Here is a 12,739-nt window from a genome sequence, read left to right as displayed (position 1 = left end):
GATGACACCAATTACGAAGGAGCGCTGGGCGAGGTTTCGAGCTCATAAACGTGGCTATTGGTCGATGTGGCTTTTTTCTGCTTTGTTTGTGATCAGCCTGTTTGCCGAGCTTATCGCCAATGACAAGCCGCTGTTGGTGAAATACAGCGGCCAATGGTATTTCCCTATATGGGTTCAATATGCCGAAACCACCTTTGGTGGTGAGTTTGATGCAGAAGCCGACTACACCGACCCTTATGTCGCGGATCTTATCAACCAAGACGGTTTTATGGTTTGGCCGCTGATCCCCTTTAGCTATAACACGATTAACTTCAACCTTAATGGCCCTGCGCCTTCTCCCCCTGATAGCGTGAATTGGCTCGGTACGGATGACAAGGGACGGGATGTGTTGGCAAGGATCATTTATGGTTTTCGGATTTCGGTGTTGTTTGGTTTTGCGTTGACCGTAATTTCCTCTGTTGTCGGTGTCATTGTTGGCGCGTGCCAGGGCTATTATGGCGGTTGGGTCGATTTGTTTGGCCAGCGCTTTATAGAGGTCTGGTCTGGAATGCCGACGCTATTTTTGCTGATCATCCTGTCGAGTTTTGTCGAGCCGAATTTTTGGTGGTTGCTCGGGATCATGGTGCTGTTTAGCTGGATGGGGTTGGTTGGGGTGGTGCGGGCGGAGTTCCTGCGCTGTCGAAATTTAGATTATGTCCGTGCTGCTCAGGCTCTGGGGGTTGGTGACGGGCGTATTATGCTGCGCCATATGCTGCCAAATGCGATGGTGGCATCACTGACCATGATGCCCTTTATTTTGAGCGGTTCAGTGACAACGCTGACTTCGCTGGATTTTTTGGGGTTTGGTTTGCCTGCGGGTTCACCATCGTTGGGGGAATTGCTGGCACAGGGAAAGAGTAACCTGCAGGCTCCTTGGCTTGGTTTGTCTGCCTTTGTAGTGCTGTCAATCATGCTAAGCCTGTTGGTGTTTGTTGGTGAGGCAGTACGCGATGCCTTTGACCCGCATCGGCAGCGGTAAATCAAAAAAGAGAATGCGAGGAGTGACAGGATGGCGACCCCTTTGCTGACAATCAAGAACCTTTCGATCGGCTTTCATGACGGGAAGACGGTCAGTCAGGTTACGGAAAAGGTATCTCTCTATGTGGCCAAGGGGGAGACGTTGGCATTGGTTGGGGAGAGCGGGTCGGGTAAATCAGTGACGGCCAATGCCGTATTGCGGCTGCTGCCCGTATCGTCGACCCGCTATTTAGAAGGGACGGTGGATTACGATGGCATCGATATGCTGCGTTGCAGCGAGCGAGAGATGCGGCGGATCCGAGGGGATCGTATCGGCATGATTTTCCAAGAGCCGATGATGTCACTGAATCCATTGCATAAGATAGGCCGCCAACTTTGCGAGACGTTAGCCATTCATCGCGGGACACGGCAGCAGGCTGCCCAGCAAAAAGCATTGGAGTGGTTGGGGAAGGTGGGGATCCGTAACCCTGCGGCCCGGCTGGAGTCTTACCCGCATGAACTGTCAGGCGGGGAGCGTCAGCGGGTGATGATTGCAATGGCACTGATCAACGAACCCGAATTGTTGATAGCCGATGAGCCGACCACAGCGTTAGATGTTTCTGTACAGGCGCAGATCTTGGATTTGCTCAGCCAACTTCAACAAGAGCTGGGGATGGCGATGCTGTTTATCACCCATGATTTGAGCATTGTCCGCAGGGTGGCGGATCGGGTTGCGGTGATGCAGCAGGGGCGGTTGGTCGAGGTGGGTGAGAAAGACGCTATTTTTACTGATCCCCAAGAGCGCTATACCCAGACGCTAATCAATGCTGACCCGTCCGGGGAGCCGGTTGCGGTTCCCGCTGGGGCGTCCCCGATGTTTGATATCGATCGTTTGCGGGTGTGGTTTCCGATTAAGGGCGGCATACTTAAGCGGGTTAAGAGTCATATCAAGGCGGTGACCGATGTGAGTTTTATGCTGCGTACCGGTCAGAGCGTGGGGTTGGTCGGCGAGAGTGGTTCGGGCAAATCCACTATCGGAATGGCGATATTGCGGTTGCTCGATAGCGAGGGGAAAATCTGTTTTGACGGCGAGGATATTTCCGCATTTAACCGGGGCCAGATGCTGCCATACAGAAGCAAACTGCAAGTTGTTTTCCAAGACCCGTTTTCAGCATTAAACCCAAGAATGTCGGTAGCACAAATTATTGGCGAAGGCTTGAAGGTACATCAAGCGCTGACACCTGAGCAGGAAGATGCCCTGATTTGCGAAGTGATGTCTGACGTAGAGTTGGATCCGGCTACCCGTCATCGTTATCCCAATGAATTTTCAGGCGGGCAGCGCCAGCGTATTGCGATTGCGCGGGCATTAGTGCTCAGGCCGCGTTTTGTTTTGTTGGATGAACCAACGTCATCGCTGGACAGAACCGTTCAATATCAAGTGCTGACATTGCTCAAGGATCTCCAGCGCAAGTATCAACTGACGTATCTGTTTATCAGCCATGATTTGGCCGTCGTGAAATCGCTTTGCCATTATACCGTGGTCTTGCGCCAAGGAGAGATTGTCGAGCAGGGCGATACGCAGAGCCTGTTTGCCTCACCGCAACATAGCTATACCCAGCAATTGGTGACGCTGTCTCAAATCTAGCAACGTTGGATATCTGCATTGTTTAGTTCCCACTTTTATATATTCCCCATGAATAGTAGGGACTTACTGCTCTGGTACAACCAGATATTTCTATTATGAGTATTATCATTAGTGCCGCATAATGAGACGCGAAAGCGGCGACTTTGTTACGAGCGACTAAAATGTGAGCAGCAGCATTGCGGTACAGAGTGTTGGCTGTGATGCTATCGGTTTTGCCTATCGAGATTATAGATAAAACCGTCTGTCACTTTTTTTCCTAAGTGATAACATTCGCAACACTAATAATATGAATACTTGTCCTGATGGATTCAGGCGAGTGGGAAAGCATTATGGTTAAGCCTGAAAATAATTGTATCGTCATCTTCGGGGCGTCGGGTGATTTGACCCATCGCAAATTGATTCCCGCCTTTTATCATCTTTTTGCTAACGGATTACTGTCAGAAGAGTTTGCCATTCTTGGTGTAAGCCGTACGCATTACAGTGATGCTGAATTCCAGCAAAAGTTGAAAGCCTCTTTGACTGCCAATGAAAAAGTTGATCCGCAAGTGCTGGATGCTTTCTGTGAGCGTCTACATTATCAGGCGCTTGATACCGCTGACGTAGAAGATTACAGCAAGTTGAAAGATCGTTTGGTTGAGATCGAACAGGCTTACCAGACTAACGGTAATACAACTTTCTATTTGGCGACACCGCCAAGTCTATACAGTGTTATCCCTAGCTGCCTTGCAGCCCATGGCCTCAATACAGAAGATAACGGCTGGAAACGCCTGATTGTCGAAAAGCCATTTGGCTATGATCTGGCAACGGCCGAGCAGCTGGATAAAGATCTCCATGCTTCTTTTCAGGAACACCAAATCTACCGTATCGACCACTACCTAGGCAAAGAAACGGTTCAGAACCTACTGGTTTTCCGTTTCGCCAATGGCATGTTCGAGCCTCTTTGGAACCGTAACTTTATTGATTATGTTGAAATTACGGCGGCAGAGTTCTTGGGTGTTGAAGAACGTGGTGGTTATTATGACGGCGCCGGTGCCGTTCGAGATATGTTCCAAAACCATTTGCTTCAGGTTTTGGCAATGGTAGGTATGGAGCCACCAGCCGCAATCAATGCTGATTCCATGCGAAACGAAGTGGTCAAGGTGCTAAACAGCCTGCAACCACTGTCTGAAAGTGATCTCAAGAATAACCTGGTTTTGGGTCAGTACACCGAGTCGGACGTACGCGGCGAGCCGCTCAAAGGTTACCGTGATGAACCCGGTGTGGCAGAAGACTCTCGCACTGAAACCTACGTGGGTTTGAAGATGTTTATCGACAACTGGCGTTGGAACGGCGTGCCGTTCTATGTCCGCACCGGTAAGCGTTTGCCAACACGGGTAACCGAAGTGGTTATCCATTTCAAGAAGACTCCTCACCCTGTATTTGGTGCCCACGCGCCAGAAAACAAGCTCATTATCCGTATTCAGCCAGATGAAGGAATTTTGATGAGCTTCGGTCTGAAAAAGCCGGGTGCCGGTTTTGAAGCCAAAGAAGTCACTATGGATTTCCATTACGAAAGTTTGGAAGAAACCCATATGCTGACAGCCTACGAGCGCCTATTGCTGGATTCGATGAAGGGTGACGCGACTTTGTTTGCTCGTACCGATGCCGTGAAAGCATGTTGGGAGTTTGTTCAGCCAATTCTCGATTACAAAGAAGAGCCTGAGCACCTGTACGGTTACGCAGCGGGGACATGGGGACCGAAGGAAGCTGACGAATTGCTATCACGGGATGGTCGTCATTGGCGATTCCCATGTAAAAATTTGACCAATACGGATTACTGCGAGCTATGAGCAAAATGAACTATCACGTTTTCGATAATGCCCAGCTGGTGGTTGAGGCGTTGGCGAACAGTATGCTTGAGTATAGTGAGCTAGGGCGTCCGGTTCATATTTCGCTATCGGGCGGGAGCACGCCTTCGCAGCTCTTTTCTTTCTTGGCCGGTTCAGATTATGCCACGCGCATTCAGTGGCAAAACCTGCATTTCTGGTGGGGTGATGAGCGTTGCGTTGCACCGGACGATGAGCAGAGCAACTACGGCCAGGCTAAGGCACTGTTGTTTGACCATATCAATATTCCGGCCGAGAACATTCACCGTATCCGTGGTGAAGAATTCGCAGCAATGGAAGTGATTCGCTTCACTGAAGAGATGCGAACAGAGATTCCTGAACAGGATGGCACGCCGGTATTCGACTGGATTTTGCTGGGCATGGGGACTGATGGCCATACGGCTTCCTTGTTCCCGGGGCAAACTGATTACCAGACAACTGAGTTGGCCGTGATCGCCGCCCATCCTGAAACGCGTCAGATCCGGGTGTCTAAAACCGCCCATCTATTGGCACACGCAAAACGTATTACTTACTTGGTATTAGGTGCAAGCAAGGCTTCGGTCTTGAAAGAGATTGCTGATGGTGCCCCTGCGGCACAGGCATATCCTGCTGCTAATGTTAGCGCAGTTGCTGGCACAACCGAGTGGTATCTAGATTTAGAAGCAGCCAAAGAGCTGGTATAAGGAGAAGAAAATGAAAGCTGATATTGGTGTTATCGGATTGGCAGTAATGGGTCAGAACCTGATCCTTAACATGAACGATAACGGATTCAAAGTAGTCGCTTTTAACCGTACTGTTGCCAAAGTGGACGAGTTCCTAGAAGGCCCGGCTAAAGGCACTAACATTGTCGGTGCAACTTCTCTTGAAGATTTGGTCAGCAAATTGGCGACGCCACGCAAAGTGATGCTGATGGTACGCGCCGGTGATGTTGTTGATCAGTTTATTGACAGCTTGGTTCCGCTACTAGAAGAAGGCGACATCATCATTGATGGTGGTAACACAAACTACCCAGACACCAACCGTCGTTACGCGTCACTGCGTGAAAAAGGCATCCGTTTTATCGGTGCTGGCGTGTCTGGTGGTGAAGAAGGGGCGCGTTTCGGGCCTTCAATCATGCCAGGTGGCGATCCAGAAGCATGGCCATTTGTGAAGCCTATCTTCCAAGGCATTGCCGCGAAAACCGAGCAAGGTGAAGCGTGCTGCGACTGGGTAGGTAAAGAAGGTGCAGGTCACTTCGTTAAGATGGTACACAACGGTATCGAATACGGTGACATGCAGCTGATCAGCGAAGCATACCACTTCATGAAAGAAGGCTTGGGTTTGTCTGCCGATGAGATGCAGGCGATTTTCACCGAGTGGAACAAAACAGAGTTGGATAGCTACCTAGTGGAGATTACTGCTGACATCTTGGGTTATAAAGATGAAGACGGTGAAGCACTGGTTGAGAAAATCCTTGATACCGCAGGCCAGAAAGGTACAGGTAAGTGGACCGGTATCAATGCGCTGGATCATGGTATTCCGCTGACTCTGATCACTGACTCTGTATTTGCTCGTTGCCTGTCTTCTCTGAAAGATCAGCGCGTTGAAGCAGAAAAAGCCTTCAACAACCCAATCCTAGCGATTGAGGGCGACAAGGCACAGTGGGTTGATGCACTGCGTCAGGCACTGCTAGCGTCTAAAATCATCTCTTACGCACAAGGCTTCATGTTGATCCGTGAAGCGTCTGAAGAGAACGATTGGTCACTGAACTACGGTAACGTAGCGCTAATGTGGCGTGGTGGTTGTATCATCCGTAGTGCGTTCCTAGGCAATATCCGTGATGCGTTTGAAGCCAACCCAGAGCTAGCGTTCCTAGGTTTGGATAACTACTTCAAAGATATTCTGCAAAGCTGCTTGCCTGCATGGCGTAAAGTGGTAGCGAAGTCGTTCGAGACAGGTCTACCAATGCCATGTATGTCTTCTGCACTGACATTCCTGAACGGTTACACCACAGCTCGTCTGCCTGCAAACATGCTGCAAGCACAGCGTGACTACTTCGGTGCGCACACTTACGAGCGTACTGACAAGCCACGTGGCGAGTTCTTCCATACAAACTGGACAGGTAAAGGTGGCGACATTTCATCGACCACTTACGACGTGTAATTTCACTTACCGTTGCTGAACAGAAAAACGCGGGCTTTGACCCGCGTTTTTTATGTTTGCTAGAGAAGCGTACTCGCTATAAACGGTATGCTAGCTTTCACATACCGCATGTTTTTCCAGCTTTTCGATTAACACTTCTCGGCGGAACGGCTTGGGTAGGTAATCATTCATCCCTGAATCAAAACAACGCTGAATATCGTCATCGAGAATGGACGCAGTAAGGGCAATAATGTGCGTCTCATTGAGTTTCTCTTGGTGTTCAAATTTCCGAATTTCTGTGGTGGCTTCAAAGCCATCCATAATCGGCATCATACAGTCCATGAGTATTAAACGTGTTTTATCATGATGTTGCTTGAAGAGTTCAAGGGCTTCAGCACCGTTATTGGCAATTTCATATTGGAAGCCGAGTTTCTTCAGGTTAATGGAAACCACTTTCTGATTCACGGTGTTGTCTTCGACCACCAATACCATACCGTTTGTGGCTGAATCTTCAGTTGCGTCTGCTGCTGATGCCTCATCACCTTCTTTTGTGTCCGCATTGTGGGCTTTGGCGGATTTAATCAACGCATCTAATCGGCTGCCTAGCAGTGGTAGCGTGATGTAACCAGCAATGATGTCACCATAATCCACTTTATCAGCATTGTTAGGGCGTGACAGTAGAAGTGGCAGGTGAGGATATTGTTGATGGACTGTCTCAACCTGACTATCAAAACAGGGTACATCCAGAATCAGTACAGCATGTGGGTTGCTCGCGCTAGGATTATCCAAGGTTCTAGCGATTTCCTCCGGTGAGGCGATATGTGAAACGGGGTAGTGCATTGCCGCTAGATTTTGAAGCAACAAGCTATCTGGTTTTGGGGTGCAATAAATGACAGATTTCTGCTTACCTTTACGCACTCTTTGCTCTGGGTCTTGAGCTAGGCGAATCGTAAAGTAGAACTCACAGCCTTGCCCTTTCTCGGACGTAATTTGAATCTCACCCCCCATCATTTTTATCATTTTGGATGAAATCGCCAATCCAAGTCCGGTACCACCATACGTTGTCGAGGTGCTATTACTTTCCTGTTTAAACTCTTCAAACACTTGGTCATGCTTGCTGCTATCAATACCGATCCCGGTGTCTTTCACCGCAAAGTAGAAATCACAACTCTGATCGTCTTGTTGAACAAGATTCAGGGTGAAAGTGACAGAGCCCGTTTGCGTGAATTTGATGGCATTGGATGCCAGATTCATCATGACTTGGCGGATTTTTTGTTCATCAGCACGTACATAATCAGGAATGTTTGCATCCATGTTAATGCGTAAATCAACGTTCTTTTGCTGTGCTTTCGGGGCTATAAGCGCGGCGGTGTCGTATATGATTTCACGAATATCACAGGTATGGGCGTTCACTTCCAAGTGACCAGATTCAATCTTAGACAAATCGAGGACATCATTAATCAACATCAGCAATGTCTGCGATGATGAATTGATGGTGGTGAGGTAGTCTTTTTGAATGGCTGATAATTTAGAGTCTGCCAGTATTTCCGTCATCCCGATAATGCCATTTAGTGGGGTACGGATTTCATGTGACATATTGGCCAAAAACGAACTTTTCGCACGGTTAGCGCGGGTGGCTTTTTCTTTGGAAGCAAGCAGCGCCGCTTCCAAACTTGAGACGGAGCGAATCACAAAAAAGAGGACGGCAAGAATAGATGCGCCAAGCAAGGCCGCTAACAGGTTGTGATAAAACATATACGCAGATAGCTTGCTTTCTATTAATGTAGGCATATCGTCGTAGAGGGTTTTTAAGCTCGTTTCAACACGATGGATGGTGGAACGTAACAGCCCCAATTGTCCTTCATTATGGCTATAGCCAAGAGTTTCAAAGTCATTTTTGAGTACAGAGTAATGTTCGGAAAACCGTGAGAATTGTGTGGCGAGCAGTGTGTTTTCTGAATGGGTATCCACTTGCCGTTGAAGTGCATCTAAGGCGGTATTTATCTGTGGGATAAGCGCGGTATCAAAATCTTTGAAAAACGAGATTAGTAACGATTGTAGGTCGATTAACTGGTTCGTTAACTGCGCATCATTGGCGACAAATGCGACGCGCTCAAAGCCCAATGTGGACTGTTTGAGGTCATCAATCGCGCCTTTGTTTTGGCTGTCGCCATGGATAAGATAAACGGTCTTGGTTAAGCGGTTGAATTGTGCAAGGTAAGCATCAATGGCAGAAACCGTCTCTTTGTAATCAAAATCGGTGGCGAGTCCATACACTGTCATATTGTCATTGATTGTGTTCAAACGTGCTTTGATGGCGTTTGCTTCATCCATCATTTTTTCTATGTATTTATTATCGTGGCGAGCAAGAAAATCTTTTTCATGCCTGCGCATCATGAGCATCTGCTGAGAGGAGAGGGCAATGTCGAGTTGCAAAAGGTGAAGCGCATTTTCTTTTTTATCTACTTGGTTGTCGGCATAGAAGAAAATGAGAAGAAAAGACATGATAATGCCCGTACCCCAGTAGAGGAGCGTTTGTATGGAGTGCGTTTTTTTCGTGCTCATTGATGTCATCCTTGAACATAAAATATCCTATCTTTTAACGTACTAAACTATTCCGATTTAGTGAGACTTAGTGCCTGTTTAGATAGGGTATTTTTCAAATATGCGATGTTGGACATCTTTCGCGGGTGAGTGAAAAGATGAGGGCGGTGACGCTCGGAGTAAGTCTTTTCATATACATTGAACTGGTCAATCAATCTTTATGTTTTCCGGGAAGTTTACGTTTCTGACCCAAAACACAGATGCTACGGCGAGATAGACTGCGTGAGAGATGGATTTGTAACTAAAATATAACAAGGCTCTGTAAAAACCAGTCGATTTTGCTAAGGTGTGTTGCTAAATTGTTGTCGGCTTTGTGTGAAGGCGAGTGTGCCAACTTATCTCGCCGAGGAGACGACAACTGTTCGCCTGATGAAAGCGAAGGAGGTGCTTTCATTAGCCCCCGTCGGCAGCTATAGGCTGTAGACACGCGCAGTACACGAAGCACAAAGACAAAGGATGTTATGTTTCTTACACGCTATGCCATTTCTCGTCCCGCTGTGATTGCGGTGGCTGTTGCACTGACGGCTTTGTTTGGGCTGCTCAGTATCAAAACCCTTCCGATTCAATTGTTTCCAGACATTACCCGACCGAGTTTGTCACTCACTGTGCATTGGCGTGCGGCGGCAGCCGAAGAGATGGAATCGGAAGTGGCTGAACCGTTGGAGCAGGTTTTACAAGGGATCTCTGGCACGAAGGCCATATACACCGAAGCGGGTAATGGACGGGCAGAGATTGATCTCGAGTTCGAAATCGGGACTGATATGGAAAAAGCCATGTTGGAGGTGATTAGCCGGGTGAATCAGGCGACGAACTTACCTTCCGATATTGATGGGCCTTTTATTCACCGTGGTTCCAATAACGATCAACTGACTTCCTTGTTTTTGCAACAGCTACCGGGCAATGATACGCCGATTCAGGCCTATCAGGATCTGGTGGAAGCACAAATTGAACCGGCGTTAACTGCCGTGGATGGGGTCTCCCGAATTAATGTGCGTGGGGAGAGCGATCGTCAAGTTGAAATTCGCTTTGACCCGTACCGGTTGGCTGAGTTGGGGATCACCATTCCTGAACTGGTGGGGCGTATTTCTGCGGGGCGTGATGCGTCAGCGGGGCGATTAGATATCGGTCGTAAAGAATACAAGCTGCGTTATGCGGGACGTTATGAGCTGAATGAGTTTGGTGACATGGTGGTTGCGTGGCGTGATGGCTTACCAGTTTACCTGCGCGATTTGGCCGAAGTGGGTGTACAACGTGCAGTACCTCGTACATTGCGGGTGCAAAATGGAAATCCCGCCATCAATATCAGTGTGATGAAAGAAAGCGGTGCGAATGCGCTGGAATCCCTCCTTTCGGTTAAAGAAACCATTGAGCAACTGAATAGCAGCGTATTAGCCCGAAATGGGGTGCATTTGGAAATGTCCTATGATGCTTCGGTCTTCATCATGCGTGCGCTCAATATGGTGACCGGTAACCTCTTATTTGGCGTGTTGCTGGCGGTGGCTGTGCTCTGGTGTTTCATCCGAAAAGCACGGGCCACGTTAATTATCGCCATGTCGATTCCGATCAGTATCTTGCTCACTATCTGCGTACTGAAACTGACGGGCCGCACATTGAATGTGATTTCACTGGCGGGTCTCGCGTTCGCGGTGGGCATGGTGTTGGATGCTGCTATTGTGGTTCTGGAGAATATTATCCGGCTCAAAGAGCAGAAGGGTAGCAGCGATAGGCCTGCAACATCAGCCCTGTTGGCCGAAAAAGGAACGGCTCAGGTATGGAGCGCCTTGCTGGCATCGACCATGACGACGGTGGCTATTTTTTTACCGATTTTGATGCTCAATGATGTAGAAGGCCAGCTGTTTGCTGATTTGGCGATCACGATTGCAGTTGCGGTAACCATGTCGTTAATTGTCGCCATTACCGTATTGCCGGTGGCGGCATCTCGCTGGCTAAAAGATGAAAAGCTGCAAGATAAGCATGCCGGATTATGGCCGCGCATTACCCGAATGAGCATGGCATTGTCGTCTACGTCGCTACGGCGACTGATAGTGATCATTGTGTTGTTGGCCTTGCCGCTTGGTGTGACACGCATGGGATTTCCAAATATGGATTACCTGCCTGACGTAAAGCGTGATGCTGTCGATGTGTGGTTTCGTATTGCGCCGGGGATAGGTATTGATACGGTTCGCGATGAAGTGATGGAGACCATGGTTGATCGTTTGCAGCCCTATATGGATGGCGAGCGCGAGCCTGCGTTGCGTAACTATTATTTTATTATGTGGCCGGGTGGTGCCACGATGGGAGTTAGGGCAAAGGATCAAAGTAAAATCAAGGAACTAGAGGCCATTGTCCGAGATGAAATTGCGGTCGGTTTACCGGATGTGAGAGCGTTCGCCCGGCAGGGTTCTTTGTTTGGCAGTTTAGGTACAGGGAAAGAAATTTCGATCATGCTCAAAGCCAATGATTTGCCCAGCCTGTTCGAGAGTGCGAAGAAGGCCAAGGCGATGGTGGAAGAGGCTCTGCCGGATGCGCAAGTATGGCCGAATGGTTCATTGGAATTTACCGCCCCTGAGTTACGTTTGATCCCCAATGACCGACGCTTGGCCGAGGTTGGCTGGAGCAGAGGCGAGTTGCCGTCAGTGATCAGTGCGTTGGGGTCAGGGCGGTATCTGGGGAGTTTCTTTGATGGCAATCAGCAGTTAGACATGATGCTGATGACGACAGGGGCTCGTTCTGCTGACGAACTTCGTTCGGTGCCATTGGCAACCCCATCGGGGGCGATTGTCCCGTTGGGGGAATTGCTGACGGTTGAAACGGTACTCGGCCCCAAGGAAATAGAAAGGACAGATGGCAAACGTTCGTTTGTGATTTCTGTTCAGCCCAGCGATGACATGACGCTTGAAGAAGCGATGGAGCATTTGCAATCTCACGTATTGGAAGATCTTGAGGGAATCATGCCGGCTGGTGGTACGGTACAGCTATTCGGTAATGCGGATAGCTTAAAGCAGGCGATTAGCAATATGCTGTCGATTTTTGGTTTTGCCTTGATGATTTTGCTGCTGTTGTTATGGGGGGTATTCGGTAGGCTTCGAGATGCGTTGCTCGTTATATTGACGCTGCCTCTGGCGACGGTAGGTGGAATTATCGCGATTCAAATTATGCACCGATTTGTCGGGCAGCCAGTGGATTTGCTGACCATGATCGGTTTTGTGATCCTGTTGGGGTTAGTGGTGAACAACGCCATATTGTTGGTTCATCAAACCCGGAGTAACGAGCGTGAGGGGATGGCGCGCGATGATGCTGTGAGCAGTGCGTTAGCGCAACGGATACGACCGATATTCATGACAACATTTACCAGTGTCTTCGGTATGTTGCCGCTATTGTTGAGTCCGGCAACGGGCAGTGAAATATACCGCGGCCTTGCCGCCGTTATTGTTGGAGGCATGCTAGTAAGCACATTGTTCTCGCTTATTTTGCTGCCAGCACTATTGCGGATGGGCCAGCGATGATC

General features: G+C 48.8%; 7 protein-coding genes. 6 read left to right on the top strand and 1 reads right to left on the bottom strand.

Annotated elements, in window-relative coordinates; genetic code table 11:
• Window position 1: 1 nt before the first annotated feature.
• From ACSF8X_RS11375 to gnd, 5 genes are all read left to right on the top strand, one after another.
• Window positions 2-1,018, top strand: a complete 1,017-nt coding sequence (locus tag ACSF8X_RS11375) for an ABC transporter permease (RefSeq protein ID WP_047876987.1) — start codon at window positions 2-4, stop codon at window positions 1,016-1,018.
• Window positions 1,019-1,048: 30 nt separating this feature from the next.
• Window positions 1,049-2,641, top strand: coding sequence for an ABC transporter ATP-binding protein (locus ACSF8X_RS11370; protein WP_500849990.1), 1,593 nt, complete (start codon window positions 1,049-1,051; stop codon window positions 2,639-2,641).
• A gap of 329 nt (window positions 2,642-2,970) precedes the next feature.
• Window positions 2,971-4,470: a glucose-6-phosphate dehydrogenase gene (zwf, locus tag ACSF8X_RS11365; RefSeq protein ID WP_047877475.1), complete on the top strand. Its 1,500-nt coding sequence runs from the start codon at window positions 2,971-2,973 to the stop codon at window positions 4,468-4,470.
• The gene (pgl, locus tag ACSF8X_RS11360) at window positions 4,467-5,189 is read left to right on the top strand and encodes a 6-phosphogluconolactonase (RefSeq protein WP_500849989.1); all 723 of its coding nucleotides are present in this window, start codon (window positions 4,467-4,469) and stop codon (window positions 5,187-5,189) included. Before zwf ends, pgl begins: the two co-directional genes overlap by 4 nt.
• A 10-nt stretch (window positions 5,190-5,199) precedes the next feature.
• Window positions 5,200-6,648: a decarboxylating NADP(+)-dependent phosphogluconate dehydrogenase gene (gene gnd, locus ACSF8X_RS11355; protein ID WP_047876984.1), complete on the top strand. Its 1,449-nt coding sequence runs from the start codon at window positions 5,200-5,202 to the stop codon at window positions 6,646-6,648.
• A 90-nt stretch (window positions 6,649-6,738) separates the two neighbouring features.
• Here the strand turns inward: gnd and ACSF8X_RS11350 are convergent, their stop codons facing one another.
• Window positions 6,739-9,192 carry a hybrid sensor histidine kinase/response regulator gene (locus ACSF8X_RS11350; protein WP_500849988.1) on the bottom strand — a complete coding sequence of 818 codons (2,454 nt, stop codon included), beginning with the start codon at window positions 9,190-9,192 and terminating at the stop codon, window positions 6,739-6,741.
• 500 nt (window positions 9,193-9,692) lie between these two features.
• On the opposite strand from ACSF8X_RS11350, the gene ACSF8X_RS11345 reads away from it, so the two are divergent.
• The gene (locus tag ACSF8X_RS11345; RefSeq protein ID WP_500849987.1) at window positions 9,693-12,737 is read left to right on the top strand and encodes an efflux RND transporter permease subunit; all 3,045 of its coding nucleotides are present in this window, start codon (window positions 9,693-9,695) and stop codon (window positions 12,735-12,737) included.
• The last annotated feature ends 2 nt before the right edge of the window (window positions 12,738-12,739 follow it).

Source organism: Photobacterium panuliri (assembly GCF_059920555.1).
The sequence above is the reverse complement of the archived record's forward strand: the minus strand, read 5'-3'. Positions and strand labels throughout refer to the sequence as shown.

Excerpts from the sequence above, each read along its gene's own strand:
- ACSF8X_RS11375 (WP_047876987.1), top strand. The coding sequence starts at position 2 with ATGACACCAATTACGAAGGAGCGCTGGGCGAGGTTTCGAGCTCATAAA.
- ACSF8X_RS11370 (WP_500849990.1), top strand. The coding sequence starts at position 1,049 with ATGGCGACCCCTTTGCTGACAATCAAGAACCTTTCGATCGGCTTTCAT.
- zwf (WP_047877475.1), top strand. The coding sequence starts at position 2,971 with ATGGTTAAGCCTGAAAATAATTGTATCGTCATCTTCGGGGCGTCGGGT.
- pgl (WP_500849989.1), top strand. The coding sequence starts at position 4,467 with ATGAGCAAAATGAACTATCACGTTTTCGATAATGCCCAGCTGGTGGTT.
- gnd (WP_047876984.1), top strand. The coding sequence starts at position 5,200 with ATGAAAGCTGATATTGGTGTTATCGGATTGGCAGTAATGGGTCAGAAC.
- ACSF8X_RS11350 (WP_500849988.1), bottom strand. The coding sequence starts at position 9,192 with ATGAGCACGAAAAAAACGCACTCCATACAAACGCTCCTCTACTGGGGT.
- ACSF8X_RS11345 (WP_500849987.1), top strand. The coding sequence starts at position 9,693 with ATGTTTCTTACACGCTATGCCATTTCTCGTCCCGCTGTGATTGCGGTG.